This is a genomic window from Pseudoalteromonas sp. SG45-1 (assembly GCF_014164135.1).
GTDB classification, from domain to species: domain Bacteria; phylum Pseudomonadota; class Gammaproteobacteria; order Enterobacterales; family Alteromonadaceae; genus Pseudoalteromonas; species Pseudoalteromonas distincta.
The window spans coordinates 18,769-40,327 of record NZ_JACJEP010000003.1; the positions used below are offsets into that span (position 1 = coordinate 18,769).

Below are 21,559 nucleotides of genomic sequence, written 5' to 3' on the forward strand. Positions count from 1 at the left end.
TTAAGCAATGTTAATATATTCAAAAAGTACAACAAGGAAACTAAATGCAGCCTCAGCAACAAAGTTTAATTTATTTACACATAGCGGTATTACTTTTTGGCGGGACCGCTCTATTTGCCAAACTTATTGGTTTAAATGCTTTAGATATTACCGTTTACAGAACTGCAATTGCAGGAATGGCTATTTTAGCCATGCTTTATTTTCAAAAAAAACAAATTAAACTCAACAAACCTAAAGACTATCTTATTGCGTTATTTTTAGGTGTTGCGGTGGGTATTCACTGGGTTACCTATTTTGCTGGTATGCAAATGGCCGGTATAACTATTGGAATGCTGGCATTTTTTAGCTACCCCGTAATGACGGTGTTTTTAGAACCCTTATTTAATAAAAGCAGGCCAAAAGCAAAAGATATAATAAGTGCAGCGGTGGTTGTTTTAGGTATTTACTTATTAGTACCAAGTGCAAACTTGGGCGATGATGTAACCCTAGGTGTAATAACAGGTGTGATATCAGCATTGTTTTTTTCAATAAGAAACATTACTCATAAGCGCTACTTTAGCCAATATGGCGGGCCGCAAACGATGTTTTATCAAACCTTAGTGGCAAGCATTATGTTGTGTGCATTTATAGAAGTACCAGTGTATGAGGTTAGTAATCATGACCTGATTTTAATTGCTGTAGCGGGTGTTATATTTACAGCTACACCGCACTCGTTATTTGCAGCAAGTTTAAAGCATCTATCAGCGGCAACTGCGGGGTTAATTTCTTGCTTGCAGCCACTTTATGGCACCATACTGGCTATAGTAATTATTCATGAACGTCCTACTGTTATGACGTTAGTTGGTGGAGCACTCATAGTGAGTGCCGCTTGTTTTGAAACGTGGTCAATCACTAAAAAGGCTCGACAATGAAAGTATTTGCACACCGTGGTGCCAGTGGGGATTTTCCTGAAAACACCAAAAGCGCTATTTTAGAAGCGTTAAAAGTAGGTGTTGATGGTATTGAAGTAGATATTCAAAGTTCCTTCGATGATTACATGGTAATACACGATTCATGGCTTGATAGAACCACCAGCGGTAAAGGCAGGGTGAGTAACTTTACCGCTCATGAGCTCTCTAAGCTTGATGCTGGAAATGGTGAAAAAATTCCTACTCTTCAGCAGCTGTTTGATTGGAATAACAATAAATCTTTATTAAATATTGAGCTTAAACACACGTTTGCACTAGAAAGGTTTGTGGCTCAATTAGAACAAAACATTGAAGCTAAAAAAATATCGAAAACCAATATTTTAGTATCATCGTTTGATCATCATCAACTACAGTGGCTTAAAAACAAGCTACCATGGCTTAAAATAGGCGCCCTTACTTCTTCTATTCCAATTAACTATGCAAAGTTTGCTAGTGATTTAAACGCTTATAGCGTACATGCAGATAAAACCTTTATAAATAAGGCCTTTGCAGAGGATGCAAAAAAAAGAGGCCTAAAGATTTATGCTTATACAGTCGATAGGGAAGAAGATATAGCGCTAATGCTTGAGTATGGCATAGACGGAATTTTTACAAATTACCCAGCGCGAACCAAAGCTTACTTGTTGTCGTTACAAAAAGGCTAACTTACATTCCCCTCACTTAAATAACAATCGTAGGGCTTGAGCATAATGAGTGGTTTCATGAAAATTTATAACTATATAGAGCAAACATTCTTTTTTACGTTAACCCGTAAAATAGTCGGTAATTTAAGTTTTGTATTATTGTTCCAAGCAATTACGTTATTTTGGCTGCATCAGAGTTTAAGCGAACAACAGCAAAGTACAGGGCTATTTTGGCTGCTTACGCTTGTGATTATATCTGGTTTTATTTTTACTCTTTTTTATATGCGTTTTTTAATTGTTCGCCCTGTTACTGCTATGCGCGATACTTTGATAGAAATAAACCAACAAGATGCAAATTTAGCAGCAAAACTTCCCCACTTTTCGTATGACGAATTTAAAGATTTAAGTTCACAATACAATATATTTACTGCCCATTTAAGTGAGTTACTCAGCACAACATATAACAGTGCTCAAGCGAGTGCACACAGCAATACACAAGTCACTGAATCAATGAAAAATACTGAGCAATCAAGTGAGCAACAAATACAGCTAAGCCACAGTATTATTAATGCCAGTATGCAAATAACCCAAAGCTTACAAGACATAGTAAATAATACAGATAGCGTACATAACGTTAATAATGAACACCTTAACTTTGTAAAACTATCTGCGTCAGAACTCGCTGCTTTAGTAGAGCAGGTAAAACTTATTACTAATATGCTAGGTAGCTTTTCAAATACAATTGCGGGACTAAAAGAGAACAGTGAAAACATTCGTAGTATTTTAAAAATGGTTGAAGAGTTTTCTGATCAAACTAATTTGTTAGCCCTCAACGCCGCAATAGAAGCAGCTAGAGCGGGTGAAGCTGGCAGAGGATTTGCCGTAGTTGCAGACGAAGTACGCACGCTTTCAATAAAGGTAAGTGGCGCAACTAGGCAGATTAGCGACTTTATAAGTCAGATGAATGATTTGGTAAACGAGACAAATAAAGAGTCAGAGCAATTAATGACTCACTCTAATAACGCACAAAGCTCAATTAGTGCAACCTGTGATGGCTTTACTAAAATGCTTAGTGAGTTTGAGCACAACCAGCAGCAGCTGCAACAAATAGCCAGTGCTGTACATTTGCTTGAGGGCACACAAAGTACGACTCACCAATCGGTAGAGCAAATCGTAGCTTTAGGGGAGCAAGCTAAACAACAAATAGATACGGCATTAGCCGATAGCGAGCAATCTCAACAGCTTAGCTTGCAAACCCAACAACAGTTAAAGCGCTTTGTGCACTAAGAAGCGTTTTCGGGCTCAGAGAAATATGGTAAATTACGCAGCTATTAATTTAAGTGTGTAAAGCGTGTGAGCAACCCTACCCCAGACTATGAAAAATTAGCCCTACAAATAAAAACCTGGGGGCAAGAGCTTGGCTTTAGCGAAGTGGGCATTACTGATATTGACTTATCTAAGCACGAAGCCCAATTGCAACGTTGGCTTGATGCAGGCTACCACGGCTCGATGGATTATATGGCTGCCCACGGTATGAAACGCGCCCGCCCTGCTGAATTAGTGCCTGGTACACAGCGTGTTATATCCGTAAAAATGAATTATCTCCCTCCCGATGCTGGCTTTGCAAAAACCTTAAAAAATAAAGAAAAAGCATATATAAGCCGCTATGCATTAGGTCGCGATTACCATAAATTAATGCGTAATCGTTTAAAAAAACTCGGCCAAAAAATAGAGCAAGAAATTGGCGAGTATGGCTTTAGACCCTTTGTAGATTCAGCCCCTGTACTTGAGCGTCAACTTGCCGAAAAAGCCGGCTTAGGGTGGCGTGGTAAGCATTCGTTATTAATTAACCAAGAAGCTGGATCGTGGTTTTTTTTAGGCGAGCTATTTATTGATTTACCTCTACCAATTGATGCAGAAAACACCTTTGAAGGCTGCGGTAAATGCGTTGCTTGTATTACTCTTTGCCCAACAGGTGCAATTGTAGAGCCCTACGTTGTTGATGCACGTAAATGTATATCGTATTTAACCATAGAACACCAAGGGCCAATACCAGAGCAGTACCGAACTTTATTAGGCAATCGTGTTTATGGTTGTGATGATTGTCAGTTGGTATGTCCTTGGAATCGTTATGGACAAATAACTGACGAAAATGATTTTCATCCTCGCACTCAATTAAAAGATAAAGATTTACTTGAGCTGTTTGCTTGGGATGAGCCTACATTTTTAAAAAACACCGAAGGCAGCCCTATTCGTCGCATTGGCCACGAACGTTGGTTACGTAATTTAGCAGTTGGTTTAGGTAATGCAGAGTTCAGCCCCGCTATTATTAATGCCCTACAAGATAAAAGCCAAATATGCAGCGAACTTGTTTTAGAGCATATTGAATGGGCACTTGCTCAGCAAAACGATAAACAACGATTACAAATTCGTAAAACAGCTAGGTTAATTAGAATTGTAGAAAAAGGCTTACCAAGGGATGCATAGCACCGCTTAAGTAAACCTTTATATTGCGAAGTAACTAGTTTTTCAAAAGTAACGATAGATCTTGTTCTATCTCTGTAAAGGCTGCTTTGACTTGTTTAACAGACTCTTCTCTTGCTACTGAGTTTTGGATAGTTTCATCTACTTTTTTATAAATAAACACCTCCTGATCTTCATCCAGTCCCATTGATGGGATACGTTCTTCGAGCTCTTCTTGTAACTGTTTAAACACTTTTTCGTTGTTTTGACGGTTTTCATTCAACAAGCTAATTAAGCTATGAAACTTACTATGAACAGTACTTGCTACGGCATTAAGTTTCGCTCGTTGTGATTCAAGCATTTTCTTGGTCATAATGGCGCGTAGCTGCTGTTCGGTAACACTGACAATAAAACATACGTGGTCGCGTATACGACCATGCTTATCAGGGTCATGATCGGGCATATTTAAAATGAGTAAGCTAATCAATTCATAGTTAACTAAAATTCGGTGCGAAAACTCATGTAAGCGCCCTTTGTTTTTCAGCATTTCAAATAGCTCCACCACAATAGGTGAACACACGCCGTTTAGCGCAAAGTGGCTAATTTCATTATTTTCTCTAAATTCTACATTGCTTTGTAAATCAAAAGACTGCAGACAATCTACAAGCGCTTTACCTAGCTCTTGAGGATCGTTAATAAAGCCTATGTTTTCAACGTAGTTAACTATTTGCCCCATTTCACTGCTATTGGCCATTGCATTAAATGCAGTTGATGTTGCATCTTCAACTTGCTTTTCTAGACTTTGCTTTTCAACGAGTACTTGATTTAAATTTTTAAGCTTAGATTTAAGTTCGTCATGGCCAAAAGGTTTTACAATATAATCTTCTGCGCCAACAGAATAGCCTTCCATGCGTTCTTCAACAGTGCCGCGAGCAGAAACAAACATAACAATAATGTGTGCGGTATTTGGATTTGCTTTAAGTGCTTTACATACTTCATAGCCGTTCATTTGCGGCATACTTACGTCGAGTAATATAACCTGAGGCATATAACCTTCAACCATGTTTAAACACTCAGGACCATTTGTTGCTACTTGTAATTCAAAATCAAGCTCCTCTAAAATTTCCTCAATAATTTCAAGGTTAAAGGGTTCGTCATCAACGGCAAGTATTTTAGTTAAGGCCATAATTTATCATCCATTCAAATTCTTTAAAAAGTTACTTGGTATGCCAAAAAACAATTAATTAGTGTGTTGTATTAACTGATCTTCAGCTAAATGCTCGTCTAAGTTTATTTCTAATGGCACTTGTATAGATATAGTTGCACCACCATTTTCGTTGTTACGTGCAGTGATTTCACCTTGGTGTAAAGATACAAACTCTCTACACAATGCAAGGCCTAACCCTGTGCCACCAGCACCACTATTTGTTTTACTGCTTTGCACAAACTTAGTAAAAATATGCTCCAACTCATCTTCTGGTATACCGACCCCATTATCGGTAACCTCTATAGTAGCAAGCTTATTATCTGACTCTAAATTTACCCGTATTTTACTTTTAGGTTCGCTAAATTTAAGTGCGTTACCTAGTACGTTTCGAAGTAACTGGTTTATTTGCTCTTCATCACATTGTGCAATTACAGGTAATGGCTGTGCGGTAAATATAATCTCAATTTCTTTTTCCATTGCCGTACCAGACACATCATCAATACTTGTTTTAATAATATTCGCTAAATTATAGGGACGAGGGTTAAATGGAAACTTGCCTACATCTAGCTTAGATAGGTCGAGTAAATTATTTAGTAACGACAGTAAACGCTCACCACTACTCTCTATTCGCGATAAATACTTAATGAGTTTTTCTTTTGCAAAATCTCCCGCTTCTAATTTACTTAAACCAAAACGAGAAAAGCTTAAAATAGAGTGCATAGGTGTTCGAAGTTCATGCGACATGTTTGCTAAAAATTCTGATTTACTTAAGTTTGCAGCCTCAGCCACATTTTTAGCATGCTCGAGTTGTGAAGTACGCGCTCTTACTTGCTCTTCAAGAACATCTTTTGCTTCAAGTAATAAATCCTCTTTTTGCTTAAGATGGGTTACATTTTTAAATATGACCGCAAGTGCTATTTCGCCATGGTGATCTATCTCATTAAAAGAGCCAACTAAGGGTATATAACCTCCTGCTGTTTTAGATAAACGTAAATCGCAGCTAAATTGTCGATTACTATTTAATGTCGAAATCTTATCTTTAATACCTAAAATTGAATCATCATCTAAAAAATCAAATACTGATTTACCTTCGAGTTCATTAAACGGTAAGTTAAATAGTCTCAAGCAAGCATCATTAGCTTCTATCACTCTACCGCACTTTTCAAATAACATAATTGCATCGGGCGTATGTTTATAAATAACCTGAAGTAGGCTGTCTTTTTCAATTAGGGCATCAACCGTATCTTGTAGCCTTTCTACAAGCTCTGCGTTATGACGTTTTAATAACTCTGTTTGCCATAATTTATGTATTGATTGTAATAGTGAGCTATCGTTTAAAGGTTTAATAAGTACGTCTTCTACACCTTGACGAATTGCGTCGATCATTGAAACTTGATCAGGGCGTGAGGTAAATAACAAACAACGACAATGCGGTTGGGTTACTTTTAAATTTGAAAAAATTCCTAAACCTGTTCCGTCATCTAAAATAAAATCGCTTATCAGTATATCTATTTGCTTTTCTTTACTAATTTCTAAAGCTTCTGCGGAGGTTGTTGCAGTATGAGTCTCGATATGAGCACCGATTAAGCTATTTTTCATTTTTTCGAGACGTTCAGGAACATGGTCGACGAGTAAAATAGTAGGTAATTGCAAAATATGGTTAGAGCCTAATTCTAATAGGCTCTCTAAAAGAGAAGTAATTTCTTTATTAGAAAAAAATGGGTAGACCACGGTTGCGTCAGGCGCAATATGATTTAGCTCGCTAAACGCAGTTAGTTGTTCACCGCTTTGTGCTTTTGGCGCAAGCAGCATAAAGCGCTCTTGCGCTACTTCGCTTACAAGCGGTTTTATAGAATCAACAGGCACACCATGGGCAACAACAACTAAGTCGTAATCGCCTATATTGGTATACATGTCTAGCATGCTGAAATGAATTAATTCGACCTCACACCCTATTAATTCTAAAAGCACTTTCACACGCATCGCGATGACACTACTACTATCAATAATTAATATTTTTCGAATCATCAAGCCACACTTCAAATTAATAAACTTAATATCCTAATAGCGTAGTCTATTTTTATTTAATTGGCATAAAGCCCTATCGTTATTTTGTAAAAAAATATTACAAGCTTTCAAAAAACAGTTTATTTAAGATGCTTTCCAAAAATAGTCAGGCTGTAGGGCTTGTTATCCATTATGGCAACGCTTGGTAACTCGCCCCATATTTCAAAATCAAAATGCTTAAATAATTTAACACTGGGTAAATTATGACTAAAAATAAAACCAAGCAATACTTTAATATTTAATTGCTTAGCTTGTGTTTGAGCAAATATCATTAGCTTTTTACCAAGCCCTTTACCTTGTGCTTTACGGGTAATGTAAATGCTCATCTCTACTGTGCCATCGTAAGCAGGACGCCCATAAAACGATTTATAACTTACCCAAGCAAGTACTTGGTTATTTTCGCAGTAAACATAAATAGGCCTTTTATCGTTATGGCTATTAAACCAGTCACGCTTTTCGTCAACAGTAACTTCTTCGGTATCTGCAGTTACCATTCGCCCTGCAATGGTTTCGTTATAAATGGCTACAATTTCATTAAGATCATCAATAGTTGCTAAACGGGTTGTCATAGGTCATTCAAAGGTTGATCAATTTGTTTCATATTAGCGTATGATTATCCAATCAAACAATTGAAAAGTTTAGGTAATGTAATGCTAAAAAAAATTATAATAGGATTAATGGCTTTATTTATTAATGCCCCACTCCACGCTGAAACATCATCAACTATTAACCAAACCTCTACCCAAGACTGTCAAGATTTTACCAATGTCGATGTTCGAAAGCTTCGCTCAAAAGAATCTATTAATTTATGCCAATTTAAAAATAAGCCTTTATTAATAGTAAACACGGCAAGCAACTGTGGTTTTACACCCCAATTTAAAGGCCTTGAAGCGCTATATCAACGATACAAAGAACAAGGTTTAGTCGTATTAGGGTTCCCTTCTGATGATTTTTTTCAAGAAGAGGATAGTGAAAAAGAAACTGCAAAAGTATGCTTTGTAAATTATGGTGTAACCTTTCCTATGTTTGCTACAAGCGAAGTGCGTGGTAGTAAAGCGAATCCAATTTTTAAATATTTGAATGAGCAAACTAGCTCTCCAAATTGGAACTTTTATAAGTACTTAGTGTCTGCTGATCGTGAGACGGTTTTACGGTTTAACAGCAAAGCAGCACCTGATTCAGAACAAATGATTGCTGCAATTGAAACTGTGCTTTCTGATAAATAAGTTTATACTGGTACAATTAGTTGAAACTAACTAGAATGATATTTTAATTCGGTTAAAAAAACACCACACTATACTCGGGAGATTTTATGACAGTAGCAAGCGCACGACATATACTTGTAGACAGTGAAGCACAATGCTTAGACTTAAAAACAAAAATTGAGCAAGGCGAAGACTTTGCTGAATTAGCCAAAGCGCATTCAAACTGCCCATCAGGTCAAGATGGCGGTGCTCTTGGTGAGTTTGGTCCTGGTATGATGGTTCCAGAGTTTGATAAAGTTGTGTTTTCAGCTCCAATTAACCAAGTACAAGGCCCTGTGCAAACTCAATTTGGTTATCATTTACTTGAAGTTACTAGCCGTTCAGAATAAATTTAACTGTATCGTAAGTAACGTTTTATAAAAGCCGCTTATGCGGCTTTTTTATGGAGTAATTATGCAATTAATTGGTTCTGTACCTTCACCTTACGTGCGCCGAATTAGAATTTGGGCACAACAAAACAACTGTAAACTAGAGCTTGTGAGTCTTGATATATTTTCTGAGCAAGATCGCCCTACTATGGCCAGTAAAAATCCAGCTCGAAAGATTCCCATTCTGGTAGATGGCGACTTAACACTTAGTGACTCTAATTCTATATTGCGCTATTTACTTGAAAAAACAGGTCAACCAAAACTAACGTGGCCGCAAGAGCACTTACTTACGACTATAAATGCCTGTAACGATTCGCTAGTAGAAATGCTGCTATGTGAACGCTCTGGATTTGACACCAAAAGCGATAAACTCTTTTTTAATTTGCAAAACGAACGAATTGAACAAACATTAAGCTTTTTAAATACCCATTTAAGCGATGAAGAATTTAAAAGCTGTGAATACCTCAACATCAGTTTATACTGCCTGCTTGATTGGATTTGCTTTCGTGAATTAACTGACTTTAGTCAGTATTCAGAGCTTGTTGCTTTTCATAAGCAATATGGCAAGCGTCAAGCAGCAATAGATACTAATCCTCGTCACTAATTTAAAAAGGTAAACACATGAGCGATATCGAAATTGAATCACAACTAGTTAACTTTGTAGAAAAAGTACGTGTTAGCGAAGTAATTTGGGCACTTGGTGCAGAAGATAATGGCTTTGTAGTGTGCGATTCTAACCAATTTGACGAAACTGACGTACTACTGCTTTGGGAAAGTGAAGAAGCAGCTAAAGCGCAATGTAAAGAAGAGTGGAAAGACTACAGCCCTGTAGAAATAAATCTTGATGAATTTTTAGATGCATGGGTTGAAGATTTAAATGAAGATAACGCACTTGTTGGCATTAACTGGAATGATGACCAAGTATGTACAGAGATTGAACCTACTGGTTTAGCTCGCGCATTAAGTGAATAATACTTTATACGCTTTATTTTAAGAGCGGATAAAACCCGACTAGCATCTACTGCTAGTTGGGTATAAAATAAAACACATCATTATTTTCAAGGTATTACGTTGAAAACCCATCTTGGTCGCCGGCCCTTTTCAGCCATGGAACTGCACACTCTTTATAATGGATATATATACGGTGATTTTAAAGTTGCACGTGAGCAACCAAAACACTGGCATTTTTGGCTTCCTCTAATTGCATACTACAGTGGTGCATATAGCGATGAAATTGGCTATCTAACGCTTGATGATCTGTCCCTTGAAAAAGATGTCTTATGTTTTAATTTTCATACTCACGGTAAGATAAAACCTCGCTTAGTTCCAGTGCATCAGGCACTTATAGATGCCGGGTTTAATGAATATTTAGCATTCATAAAATCACAAAATCAACAACGATTAATGTTCGACTTACCCGCTAAAACTGGCAGATACAGTGAAAAAGTCCGTATTTGGTTTTCAGGTGAAGGTGAGCGAGCCGGCTATTTACAAAAGTGTGATATACCAAACGTTGATCAACTCGGTATGAAAACAGCCATAAGCAGCCTTCGTCTTAACTTTGAGCAACAAGTGCGTATACATGCTCTGCAAGCCAACTCTAAAGACGCCTTTAATTATCTCATGGGATTTAACGAATACCCACATAATGAATTTAAGGACGTGCTTTTATTAAATAACGTGATCCAAAAAATACGTATTATTAACTCACACCTGCATTGGCAGCGTTTTATAACACGCGAAAGCCACTGACAAACTTTGTTACTATTTCCCCTTAAAGTCATCGTTATAATCAATTACTCTATTAAAAAAAACTGTTAGGATATCTAACCCCCTAATAATATGAGCATAAAAAAGCCTATTTAGGGTAGTTTCTAACAACAACAATCTAGGGATCACTATGTTTCTTAAAAGCCTCTTAACAGTGAGCGTTGCTTTGGCAATGGGTGCTGCAAACGCTAACGAATTCGTTATTGAAAAACTCGCAAAACCAAGTTCACAACAGGTATCGTTAACACTCGATCCGAGCCAAGATACATTCACAGGGATGACTGAGATTTCCCTAGAAGTACTAAAACCAACAAAATACATTGAATTAAATGGCGTAGCTTACGCTGTTAAAATGGCGCAACTGCTTGGCGACGAAAACTGTGACTTAAACAACGAAATGCTTAAAACAGGTAAAGTTAAATTTAGCTGTGATGAGCAAATTCAACCAGGTAAATACACCCTTAAAGTTGATTTTTCAGCGCCATATAACCGTCAAAGTGTTGGTTTATACAAAACGTTAGACCAAGGCACACCTTACTTATTTACTCAATTTGAAATGAGTGATGCACGCCGTGCATTTCCTGTTTTTGATGAGCCAAGTTACAAAATTCCATTTCAGTTAACGATTACCGCGCCTACATCACAAAAAGTATATTCAAATACGCCAGAACTAAAAACAACGGTTGATGGCGATATGACCACACACTTTTTTGATAAAACGCCGCCAATTCCTTCATACTTAGTCGCGATGGCTGTTGGCCCATTTGAAGAATTAGATATTAAAGGCATGCCAATTCCTGGTCGTGTAATTACCCCTCAAGGTAAAATTCACTTAGCCCAATACGCAAAAGAAAACATGCCAAAAGTACTAGGCGCACTTGAAGCGTATTTTGGTATTCCTTACGTTTACAAAAAATTAGACTCAGTAGCGGTACCAGAGTTTCCATTTGGCGCAATGGAAAACTCAGGCTTAGTAACCTACCGAGAAGATATTTTATTAGTTGATTTAGCTGCAGCAACACGCAGTAAAAAACAGCGTAATGTATCAATTATTGCTCATGAACTTGCTCACCAATGGTACGGTAATTTAGTAACCATGAAATGGTGGAACGACTTATGGTTAAACGAAGCATTTGCTAGCTGGATGGCTGCAAAAATTACTAAACAGCTTAACCCTGAGTTTGAATCGCACTTAGACCTGCCACAAAACAACGTAATGGCACTTGATGCACGCCTAAGCACCAAGCCTATTCGTAAGCCAATTAAAACTGAAGCCGACATTATGGACGGTTTAGGTCTTGCTTACAGTAAAGGCAGCTCAGTACTTGCTATGGTTGAAAACTGGATTGGCGAAGATGCATTTCAAAAAGGTATTCAAAGCTACTTAAAAGAGTTTTCATATAAAAATGCTGAAGCGGCCGACTTATGGAAAGCACTTGGTAAAGCGTCAAATAAAGACGTAGCGAGTGTTTTAAAATCGTTTATTGAGCAATCTTCTTTCCCACTAGTTAAAGTAACTCAACAAGGTAGCAAAGTAACTATTTCACAAAGCCGCTTTGTAAACGCAGGCGTTGATGCGCCAGAGCAGTTATGGAATGTACCGGTGGCAATTAAATATGGTGCTGGCGATAAAGTGAAAACAGCAAACGTATTACTTAATAAACAAAGCCAAACACTAGATTTAGACTTTGAACCAGAGTGGATTTATCCCGACCAAGGTGCATTAGGCTACTACCGCTGGGTAATGGATGATGCACAATTTAGCGCACTTGTTAAAAAGGCGCCAAGCGTACTGAGTGACCGTGAACGCTTAGCGTTACTATCTGCTACTGATGCGCTACTTGATGCTGGTGTTATATCTGCTGCTAAGTTAATGCAAACACTTGAAGTGTTCGTAAGCGATAGCCACCCTCGCGTAGCAAATACCGCACTAGGTTACTTAGTGTCGCAACAGCGCACTTTTAAAGACGATAGCAATAAAGACCTATGGCCTGAATTTATTCGCGGTGCAGTAACGCCTGCTGCTAAAAAATATGGTTTAGAAGCAAAAGCGGGTGAAGATGGTGCTATTGCACAACTTCGTGCAGCCGTTGTATCACGCTTAGGTTTTGATGGTGAAGATCAAAACGTCATCAATAAAGCCAAAGAACAAACGCAGGTTTATTTAAATGATCCACAAAAGGTAGACCCATACTTAGCGGGTACGTACTTAACTCTTGCTGCTTTTCATGGTGACAAAGCGCTGCTTGATCAATTCATGACAACGTTTAAAACGACTAAAGATCCGCAAGTACGCACAAACATGCTTGCAGCTATGGGCTTTTTTGGTAAACCTGAGTTACAAAAAGCGGTATTAGCTTATAGCTTAACGGATGAAGTAACGGCATCTGACATGCGTACTATTTTGTCAGGTCAAAGTTACACAGATGAGCGCCAAGCATTATTTATTGATTGGGTTTACAGTAACTACGATAAAGTAACAGCAAGCTTACCGCCGTTCTTTATACCTAACTTGCCGTACTTTACAACTGCAAGCTGTGATGCAGAAAGTTTAGCGACAACAAAAACCTTCTTTAACGAAAAAGTAGCTGATGTAGCTGGTTACGCTCGTACATTAAGTAAGCTTGAAGAAAGCACAAACGATTGTATCACGCTTAAAACACGTGAACTTGAATCGGTTAATAGCTTTTTAAAAAGTAAGTAATTATTAGGTTTATTGAGCTATAAAAATACAAAAGCCGCTGAAAATAAATTCAGCGGCTTTTTACGTTTATATTTTTGCTTTATTAATTACCAATAATCATAGTTAGCTTGGCTATAAAATCTTTGGCTGCTTGCTCAGAATTTATTTTAAACGCAACACCGTAGTGAATAGGTTGAGCGCTTTTAAAAATGCGCGTAGGAAAGCGTGTCATCTCACTGCTATGGAAGTACCCTTGCGCACGCGTCACGCCATCAATATCATTAAAATCATCGCTAAACACTTCAAATGCTGGGCGAATTACTATTTTACCCTTGCCGCTTTCGCTGTGGGTATAAAATGCTTCTTTAGAGTTTACTAACATGTACTCTGCAATATTTTTAATCTTAAAATTACTTCTGCACTGTAATTTAATGAGCTGTTCTGTCAGCTCGTCTGCACTATAAGCCACGTGTAATCCCTATTAGTTAATTTGCGTATTAGATTAACGCATACACACAATAAAATCTGAATTTATTTGTCTGCTTCACTTTGTTATATCACATACAAAAGCGAGTTTTTCATTGTTGTAACTCATTCTTGTTATATTTGTTTCGCAGTAGGTGCTTAAATTAAGCCATTGCGATACTTCATCACTTCCATCAAGTTTACGCTGATAAACGCGGTTTTTAATAGCATAAGCAATGGTCGCATTATCTTTTAAAATAAAATCTTGAACTTGAGCCGGTAACCTTAATAGATCTTCAACTTGTTTATCTTGTGGATTAAAACTCGCTAAAATGTGTTGCTCGTTTTTAGTGTAACTAAATAAAAATGCAGCCATTGAGTTGTTATAAATAAGCGTTCGGCCAATATTACTGGCAGCTATTTCCCCCTTCGCTTGTGCAACAGAAGTATATTGGAGCGTGTGAGGCTTTCCTAAAATAAACATCACTAAATCATTTTGGACACCCCATGCATGGTATCCAACAGGTTCAATCCAATCAAAAATACGACGTGGCGCATCTTCATTTTTGAGTGGGTATTGCCACAATTTTTGCTTACCGTCAGCTTCTACAACAATCGCTGATATCGCATCACCACTTGGCATAACTGTTGGTGAGTATTCGCTTACGGGAGAGTTAGTTATATTGGTAACTTTTTTTGACGTGAAATCATAATAAGCAATATCAGTTTGGCTTTGCCCTTTATTAATTACTTCATGAGTAAAGTATAAACCTGTACTTGTTAAGTGCGGTTGGTTGTTATAACTATTTTTATCGCTCACAATACTAACTTGTACCCCGAAAGGTGTATTTAAATCAGCAAGTAATACTTGGCTTTTTGGCATGCTAGCCTGCACCACTATCGGGCTCAGCGCTGCTATAGAAAATAATCCAAGTAATGGTTTAATAAGTTTCATGCTTTCTCTCGTTTTAATTTTAAGCACCTCATGATAACGTTATTTGCTGATGGCGTCACTTGAGCTAAGTCAGTCAACTCTTAAGATACCCAAACGACTTAAAATAATGTTAAGTTTAGTCTGGTTATAAAACCTGGTCCTAAAAAAGAGAATTAACATGTCAGCTAAAAATCCTATTATTGCGATTACGGGTTCATCTGGTGCGGGTACAACCACCACAACGAATGCAATTAAACATATTTTCCGTAGCCTTAATATTCAAGCGGCTTTTGTCGAAGGAGATAGCTTTCATCGTTACACTCGCCCCGAAATGGATAAAAAAGTTCGAGAAGCACAACAAGAAGGTAAACATATTAGTTACTTTGGCCGAGAGGCCAATGACTTTGGCGCTTTAAAAACGCTGTTCGAAAACTATAGCGAAACAGGTCAAGGAAAGTTACGCCGCTACTTACATACCTTTGATGAAGCCGTTCCGTACAATCAATTACCAGGTACATTTACACCTTGGCAAGATCTTGACCATAATACTGACATTTTGTTTTATGAAGGGTTACACGGTGGTGTAGTTGATCAAGATGTAGACGTTGCAAAGCATGTCGATTTATTAATAGGCATGGTTCCAATTATTAACCTTGAATGGATTCAAAAATTAATACGCGATACATCCGAACGAGGCCATTCTCGCGAAGCGGTTATGGGCTCTATTGTGCGCAGTATGGATGACTATATAAATCATATTACCCCGCAGTTTTCTCGTACCCATATTAATTTTCAACGCGTGCCGACCGTTGATACATCAAACCCATTTAGCGCCAAAGATATTCCATCTCTTGATGAAAGCTTTGTAGTTATTCGCTTTAGGGGGATTGATGATGTTGATTTTCCTTATTATTTACGGATGATCGAAGGCAGTTTTATGTCTCGTATTAATACGCTTGTAGTACCAGGGGGCAAAATGGGCTTAGCTATGGAGCTGGTTCTTACTCCACTTATTAAAGATATTATTTTGAAAAAGCGTGCACTGGAAAACTTAGCACCTTTGGATATACCTATTTAACTCCTCTTCTAAGATTGAGCTCTCTCACGTACACTGCTGATTTTAGTAACAATAAGGGACATTGTGTTGTACTCATTAAAAATTATTGTGGGTTCTAAAAACCCTGTAAAAATTAACGCTGCTAAACATATTTTTGCAATGTATTTCCCTGAACATGAAATTGATTGCCAAGGTGTTGATGCTCCATCCAATGTGCCAGATCAACCTATTGGCGAAGAAGAAACACGTGTTGGCGCACAAAACCGTGTTAATTATTGCAAAGAGCATTACCAAGCTCACTACTACGTGGCAATGGAAGGCGGTGCAGAGCAATTTAGCTATGGTGCAGCAACCTTTGCTTACGTAGTTATTGATAATGCCTTAAATCAGGTTGTAGGGCGCAGCAGCAACCTCCCCTTGCCTCAAGTGCTTTATAACGCATTACTTAATGGCGAAGAGCTTGGCGATGTAATGGACAAAGCATTTAATACCACCAACGTTAAACAAAAAGGGGGCGCTATTGGGTTACTTACAAACAATCATGCCACGCGCGAAAGCACCTATACACAAGCACTCACTTTAGCTATGGCGCCCTTTCTACACGTAGATCTCTACAGCCAAACAAATTAATTTAGGAAGTTTAATGAAATACAACTATGTATTGTTTGATGCAGACGAAACCTTATTTAGGTTTGATATTTTAGCGGGCATGACTCGCATGTTTAAAGCTTACAACGTAGATTTTAGCCAAGACGACTATATTCATTATCAAAAAACCAATAAGCAGCTGTGGGTTGATTATCAAAATGGCACTATTAGCGCAGATTACTTACAAGTAACACGCTTTAATGAATGGGCTTCAAAACTTAATGTGCCCGCAAAAGAGCTAAACGATGCTTTTTTAGATGCTATGGCGCAAATTTGCGAGCCATTACCTGGTGCTATTGAGCTTTTAAATAAACTTAAGCCAAATGCTCGATTAGGTATTATTACTAACGGATTTGCCCGCTTACAAACCGTACGCCTTGAGCATACTGGCTTAAAAGATATGTTTGAATGGTTAGTAATATCTGAACTTGTGGGTATAGCAAAACCAAATAAAGCGATTTTTGAGCACACATTTGAGCTAATGGGTAACCCAGATAAAAGCGAGATACTTATGGTGGGTGATACTGCTGCAAGCGACATACTTGGCGGCAACAATGCAGGTATTGATACTTGCTGGTTACAACACCCTGGTGAGCAATTAGCCGATGGAATAAAACCAACCTATACAGTAACTCATTTAAATCAGTTACAAGCTCTTTTAGAGTTATAATAGAGTAAATTTTACGCAAAAAAAATGACGCTAATTAGCGTCATTTTTTATAACTGTTTGTGAGCTGTTCTTTTACTGCTTTTAGGCTGGAGCTAACTCAAGACCGGGTGCAGGCATCGTCACAGGCGTTTCAAATGTTGCCCACTCCCATGCTGACTCTGTAGCCATAATTTTACGTAGTAATTTATTATTTAAATCATGACCCGATTTAAATGCAGTTACTTTACCCAAAAGGTTATGACCTGTCATAAACATGTCACCAACACAGTCTAATATCTTGTGCTTAACAAACTCATCGCTATAACGTAAGCCATTAGGATTTAAAACTTTGAATTCATCAAGTACCACAGCACTATCCATGCTACCACCTAGCGCTAGGTTGTTTGCATGCATGTATTCAATATCTTTCATAAATCCAAAAGTACGCGCACGGCTAATTTCTTCAATAAAGCTTTGCGTTGTTATATCCAACCCAATACGTTGGCGACTTTCATTGATAGCTGGGTGGTTAAATGCAATCTCAAAGTCGATATGAAAACCATCATATGGTTCAACTTCAGCCCACTTACCATCTTCTTCAATGCGTACTTTTTCTTTAATACGGATAAAGCGTTTAGCAACGTTTTGTTCTTCAATTCCGCCTTTTTGTAACAGATATATGAATGGTAATGCACTACCATCCATAATCGGCACTTCTGAGTTGTCCAATTCTACAATTAGATTATCAATGCCCATTGCAGCAACAGCTGCAATAAGATGCTCAGTAGTTGATAAGCGAACACCATCTTTGTTAATTAAACAGGTACACAACTGCGTATCACCAACGGCTTCAGGTGTTGTTTCAAAATCAACAACCGGATCAAGGTCGACACGACGAAATACAATCCCAGTATTTGCGCTCGCAGGTCGGAGAGTTATTGTGACCTTCTCACCTTTATGAAGTCCAATTCCTATGGCTTTGACTACTTGTGCAATCGTACGCTGTTTAATCATAGGTATGCTCACTTTTAAATCAGTTACAGTTAGACGGCGGATTTTAACATAAATCCTTTTGCCTTTCAATATTTGTACATATTTCAAACAAAAGTATTATTAAATGTTAATCTGCCTGCTTACGTAAAAAAGCGGGAATATCAAAATAATCACCACCTTCTGATTTATCTGCTTTTTTACTATTTTGCGCTGAAGAACTTGAACTCGTTGAAGGCGCTTTTTCTTTGCTTTGCGCTTGCTCTTTAGTCGTATTTTCTTCAGCGTTTGTATCTTGGCTTGCAAAACTTGGTACGTACATGCTGCTCGTTTGGTTTGATGTGCTTGCAACATCAGAACCTGATGCTTTTTTAAAGCCGTTATCAACAATACCAAACTGTGGACGACGATCGCCGCCTAAACCAGTTGCAACAACCGTTACACGTAGCTCATCAGTCATTTCTGGATCGATTACCGCACCAACAACAACCGTTGCGTTTTCTGACGCAAGTGCTTTAACGTGATTACCAACAATTTCAAATTCTTCAATCGCAATGTCCATACCAGCGGTAATATTAACTAAGATACCTTTAGCACCTGTTAAATCAACGTCTTCTAGTAGTGGGCTTGAGATAGCTGCTTCTGCAGCTTCTTGTGCACGATCAGGACCTGACGCAGACGCCGTTCCCATCATTGCAGTACCCATTGCAGACATTACTGTTCTAACATCGGCGAAATCCACGTTAATTAAACCAGAACGTGTAATTAGCTCTGCTATACCTTGTACCGCACCAAATAATACGTCATTAGCTTTAGCGAAGGCATCTAGAAGTGTAGTCCCTTTCCCTAAAACTTTAAGCAATTTATTGTTAGGAATTGTAATAAGTGAATCTACAATTTCTGACAATTCATTAATGCCTTGTTCAGCGGCTGCTGCACGTTTTTTACCTTCAAAATCAAAAGGACGTGTTACAACTGCAACGGTTAAAATACCGAGTTCTTTAGCAATTTTAGCAACTACCGGTGCAGCACCAGTACCTGTACCACCGCCCATACCGGCTGCAATAAATACCATATCGGCGCCTTCAAGGCTGGCACGAATTGTATCTGCATCTTCTTCAGCCGACTTACGGCCTACTTCAGGGTTTGCGCCCGCACCTAACCCAGAGGTTATTTGCGTGCCTAGTTGAACTGTAATATCGGCAGCAGAGTTACGTAATGCTTGCGCATCCGTATTAGCGGCTATAAAACGCACGCCTTCTATTTGTTGTTTTACCATGTGCTCAACAGCGTTACCGCCACCACCGCCCACGCCGATTACTTTTATTACAGCTTCTTCGCTGTGTTGTTCCATTATATCAAACATGTTTACTCTCCGACTTGAGTCTTAAAACTCGCCTTGGAACCATTTAGTAATGCGGTTCCACCAATTATTGTTATCCTCTACTTTCGACTTTTGTGCATTCATCGATTGCATGGTACGCCCGTATTGTAACAAACCAACAGCGGTTGCGTACGAAGGATCATCTACATAGTCTGTCAAACCAACCATCCCGATTGGTTTGCCTATTCTTACTGGCATTTGGAAGATGTCTTCTGCCACTTCCATAGCGCCAGTCATTTTAGCAGTTCCGCCTGTTATAACGAGACCTGCCGCAATTTGGTCTTCTAAGCCTGAACGACGAATTTCTTCCATCGCAAGCTCAAATAATTCTCTAAAACGAGGCTCTACCACCTCAGATAATGTATGGCGCGACATCAACCTTGCTGGTCGCCCGCCTACACTTGGTACTTCAATTGTGTCTTCGCTACTTGCCATTTGGCTACTAGCACATGCGTATTGTACTTTGAGTGACTCTGCATGTGATATAGGTGTGCGAAATATTTTTGCAATATCACCAGTAACTTGGTTACCCGCTACAGGTATAACGGCAGAGTGACGAAGTGCGCCATTAATATAAATGGTGATATCCATAGTACCGCCACCAATATCAAGTACTGCAACACCTAGCTCTTTTTCGTCATCTGTTAGTACAGAATAGCAAGACGCAAGGGCAGTAAAGATAAGTTGATCGACTTCAAGACCACAGCGTTCTACACATTTTTCGATATTTTTTGCCATGTCGTTTGAGCACGTAATGATATGTGCACGCGCTTCCATACGAACGCCGCTCATGCCTAGTGGGTTTTTAATGCCCTCTTGCATATCGATGCTGTATTCTTGCGGCAATGCATGCAGCATTTTACGCTCTGCTGAAATAGGCACAGAACGCGCAATATGTATTACGTTTTCAATATCTTCGTCAGTGACTTCGGTGTTATTGATTGCCACCACACCACTTTCGTTTTGGCATTGTATATGCTTGCCAGAAATACCCAAATACACAGAGCTTATACGACAATCAGCCATTAACTCGGCCTCGTCTATTGCTCGTCGAATAGACTCAGACACTAAGTTTAAATCGTTAACGCCGCCTTTATCCATACCATGAGATACTTGGCTGCCCACACCAACAATGCTGAGCTTGTTATCTGCGGTGATTTCACCTACCGTGGCAACCACTTTCGAGGTGCCAACGTCTAATCCTATTACTAGGTTTCTTTCTGCTGACTTAGTCATGCCTTACTCTTATTTTGTAATTGTTCTTCTTGCATTGGCTTAAAGCTTACTGCAAGGCCGGTATCATACCGTAAATCGATTGTATCTACTTGTGCATCTGCACGTTGTTCCATTCGTGGATAAACGTCTATAAAACGTTGTACACGCTTGGCTTTATCTTTACGCCCTAAATTTAAGCGAATCCCGTTATCTAGCCAAAGTTGCCACGAAAAACGCTCCGATAATGCCAAACTTGTTAATGTTAAACCATTAACTCTGAGCATTTCATCAAATTGCTTAAAAGCAACCCACGCCTCTTCTTCGCTACCTTCTGGGCCATATAACTGCGGTAAGTTATCATCTAACTTATCGCTGCTGGCTTGAAATGCTTGGCCACTTTGGTTGAGCAACAAGTCGCTATTCCAGTGAGCAACTACTTCATGTTCAACTACATACACCTGTATAGTATCAGGCCATTGTTTACGTACCGAAGCGGTAGCAACCCAAGGCAAGTCTTGAACTAGCTGCTGCACGTGCTTAACATCAAGTTCAAAAAAACTACTTAAATCGGCTTTTTTAATTGCTTTTATAATTGCCGTTTCATCTGTGTATTTGGGATGTCCTTGCACTGTAAGGTGCTTAATTTGAGCATCTTTATTTTCAACTAACCAATCAGATACAACTGTGGTTATTTGTACTAAGCCTATAACCACAACCAGAAAAAAACTCACTCCAAAAATCAGCGACCAATTTAAGTTAAGTTGCTGTTTTAGTTGTTGAGCTTTTTCTAAAAGGGGATGCAT

22 protein-coding genes are annotated in these 21,559 nt (G+C 38.6%); 13 read left to right on the forward strand and 9 right to left on the reverse strand.

The window, feature by feature from the left end; all coding sequences use genetic code 11:
• Positions 1-44 precede the first annotated feature (44 nt).
• The 4 genes from H5117_RS03770 to queG all read left to right on the forward strand — a co-directional run bounded on the left by H5117_RS03770 (position 45) and on the right by queG (position 4,078).
• Positions 45-911, forward strand: a complete 867-nt coding sequence (locus H5117_RS03770; RefSeq protein ID WP_024594632.1) for a DMT family transporter — start codon at positions 45-47, stop codon at positions 909-911.
• Entirely contained in the window at positions 908-1,612 is a 705-nt protein-coding gene (locus tag H5117_RS03775; RefSeq protein ID WP_024599309.1) for a glycerophosphodiester phosphodiesterase family protein, read from the forward strand. The genes H5117_RS03770 and H5117_RS03775 overlap by 4 nt, the downstream gene beginning before the upstream one ends.
• A 45-nt stretch (positions 1,613-1,657) precedes the next feature.
• Complete coding sequence (locus H5117_RS03780) at positions 1,658-2,878, forward strand: methyl-accepting chemotaxis protein (protein WP_002958016.1); 1,221 nt, start codon at positions 1,658-1,660, stop codon at positions 2,876-2,878.
• Positions 2,879-2,944: 66 nt separating this feature from the next.
• Positions 2,945-4,078: a tRNA epoxyqueuosine(34) reductase QueG gene (gene queG, locus H5117_RS03785; protein ID WP_024594635.1), complete on the forward strand. Its 1,134-nt coding sequence runs from the start codon at positions 2,945-2,947 to the stop codon at positions 4,076-4,078.
• A 34-nt stretch (positions 4,079-4,112) separates the two neighbouring features.
• Here the strand turns inward: queG and H5117_RS03790 are convergent, their stop codons facing one another.
• From H5117_RS03790 to H5117_RS03800, 3 genes are all read right to left on the reverse strand, one after another.
• On the reverse strand, positions 4,113-5,240 hold the full coding sequence (locus H5117_RS03790; protein ID WP_182693580.1) for a PleD family two-component system response regulator: 1,128 nt from the start codon (positions 5,238-5,240) through the stop codon (positions 4,113-4,115).
• 54 nt (positions 5,241-5,294) lie between these two features.
• On the reverse strand, positions 5,295-7,289 hold the full coding sequence (locus H5117_RS03795; RefSeq protein ID WP_182711443.1) for an ATP-binding protein: 1,995 nt from the start codon (positions 7,287-7,289) through the stop codon (positions 5,295-5,297).
• A gap of 119 nt (positions 7,290-7,408) precedes the next feature.
• Positions 7,409-7,897: a GNAT family N-acetyltransferase gene (locus H5117_RS03800; protein WP_039485299.1), complete on the reverse strand. Its 489-nt coding sequence runs from the start codon at positions 7,895-7,897 to the stop codon at positions 7,409-7,411.
• 81 nt (positions 7,898-7,978) lie between these two features.
• Here H5117_RS03800 and H5117_RS03805 point away from each other — a divergent pair, with 81 nt between their 5' ends.
• The 6 genes from H5117_RS03805 (at position 7,979) to H5117_RS03830 (ending at position 13,435) form a co-directional block, all read left to right on the forward strand.
• On the forward strand, positions 7,979-8,554 hold the full coding sequence (locus H5117_RS03805; protein ID WP_182694709.1) for a glutathione peroxidase: 576 nt from the start codon (positions 7,979-7,981) through the stop codon (positions 8,552-8,554).
• Positions 8,555-8,640: 86 nt separating this feature from the next.
• Positions 8,641-8,922, forward strand: a complete 282-nt coding sequence (locus H5117_RS03810; protein WP_002958009.1) for a peptidylprolyl isomerase — start codon at positions 8,641-8,643, stop codon at positions 8,920-8,922.
• 64 nt (positions 8,923-8,986) lie between these two features.
• The gene (locus H5117_RS03815) at positions 8,987-9,565 is read left to right on the forward strand and encodes a glutathione S-transferase family protein (protein WP_024605976.1); all 579 of its coding nucleotides are present in this window, start codon (positions 8,987-8,989) and stop codon (positions 9,563-9,565) included.
• Between the two features lie 17 nt (positions 9,566-9,582).
• Positions 9,583-9,933: a DUF2750 domain-containing protein gene (locus H5117_RS03820; protein WP_002958007.1), complete on the forward strand. Its 351-nt coding sequence runs from the start codon at positions 9,583-9,585 to the stop codon at positions 9,931-9,933.
• A gap of 99 nt (positions 9,934-10,032) precedes the next feature.
• Complete coding sequence (locus tag H5117_RS03825) at positions 10,033-10,713, forward strand: hypothetical protein (protein ID WP_138488564.1); 681 nt, start codon at positions 10,033-10,035, stop codon at positions 10,711-10,713.
• Between the two features lie 148 nt (positions 10,714-10,861).
• Complete coding sequence (locus H5117_RS03830) at positions 10,862-13,435, forward strand: M1 family metallopeptidase (RefSeq protein WP_182736225.1); 2,574 nt, start codon at positions 10,862-10,864, stop codon at positions 13,433-13,435.
• Positions 13,436-13,517: 82 nt separating this feature from the next.
• Here H5117_RS03830 and H5117_RS03835 read toward each other — a convergent pair whose 3' ends face one another.
• Both H5117_RS03835 and H5117_RS03840 read right to left on the reverse strand, forming a co-directional pair.
• Positions 13,518-13,883 carry a hypothetical protein gene (locus H5117_RS03835; protein ID WP_007376965.1) on the reverse strand — a complete coding sequence of 122 codons (366 nt, stop codon included), beginning with the start codon at positions 13,881-13,883 and terminating at the stop codon, positions 13,518-13,520.
• 75 nt (positions 13,884-13,958) lie between these two features.
• Positions 13,959-14,834: a hypothetical protein gene (locus tag H5117_RS03840; protein ID WP_058154159.1), complete on the reverse strand. Its 876-nt coding sequence runs from the start codon at positions 14,832-14,834 to the stop codon at positions 13,959-13,961.
• Positions 14,835-14,991: 157 nt separating this feature from the next.
• Between H5117_RS03840 and H5117_RS03845 the strand changes: the two genes are divergently transcribed.
• From H5117_RS03845 to yjjG, 3 genes are all read left to right on the forward strand, one after another.
• Positions 14,992-15,891, forward strand: coding sequence for a phosphoribulokinase (locus H5117_RS03845; RefSeq protein ID WP_002958002.1), 900 nt, complete (start codon positions 14,992-14,994; stop codon positions 15,889-15,891).
• 63 nt (positions 15,892-15,954) lie between these two features.
• On the forward strand, positions 15,955-16,500 hold the full coding sequence (gene yjjX, locus H5117_RS03850) for an inosine/xanthosine triphosphatase (RefSeq protein ID WP_100218333.1): 546 nt from the start codon (positions 15,955-15,957) through the stop codon (positions 16,498-16,500).
• A gap of 13 nt (positions 16,501-16,513) precedes the next feature.
• The gene (yjjG, locus tag H5117_RS03855; RefSeq protein WP_182711439.1) at positions 16,514-17,188 is read left to right on the forward strand and encodes a pyrimidine 5'-nucleotidase; all 675 of its coding nucleotides are present in this window, start codon (positions 16,514-16,516) and stop codon (positions 17,186-17,188) included.
• 81 nt (positions 17,189-17,269) lie between these two features.
• On the opposite strand, the gene lpxC is transcribed toward yjjG, so the two are convergent.
• From lpxC to H5117_RS03875, 4 genes are all read right to left on the reverse strand, one after another.
• Positions 17,270-18,181: a UDP-3-O-acyl-N-acetylglucosamine deacetylase gene (gene lpxC / locus H5117_RS03860; RefSeq protein ID WP_182736227.1), complete on the reverse strand. Its 912-nt coding sequence runs from the start codon at positions 18,179-18,181 to the stop codon at positions 17,270-17,272.
• Between the two features lie 106 nt (positions 18,182-18,287).
• Positions 18,288-19,523, reverse strand: a complete 1,236-nt coding sequence (gene ftsZ, locus H5117_RS03865) for a cell division protein FtsZ (protein WP_154903867.1) — start codon at positions 19,521-19,523, stop codon at positions 18,288-18,290.
• A gap of 21 nt (positions 19,524-19,544) precedes the next feature.
• Positions 19,545-20,777, reverse strand: coding sequence for a cell division protein FtsA (ftsA, locus tag H5117_RS03870; RefSeq protein WP_182736229.1), 1,233 nt, complete (start codon positions 20,775-20,777; stop codon positions 19,545-19,547).
• Positions 20,774-21,559 carry a cell division protein FtsQ/DivIB gene (locus tag H5117_RS03875; RefSeq protein WP_182736231.1) on the reverse strand — a complete coding sequence of 262 codons (786 nt, stop codon included), beginning with the start codon at positions 21,557-21,559 and terminating at the stop codon, positions 20,774-20,776. Before H5117_RS03875 ends, ftsA begins: the two co-directional genes overlap by 4 nt.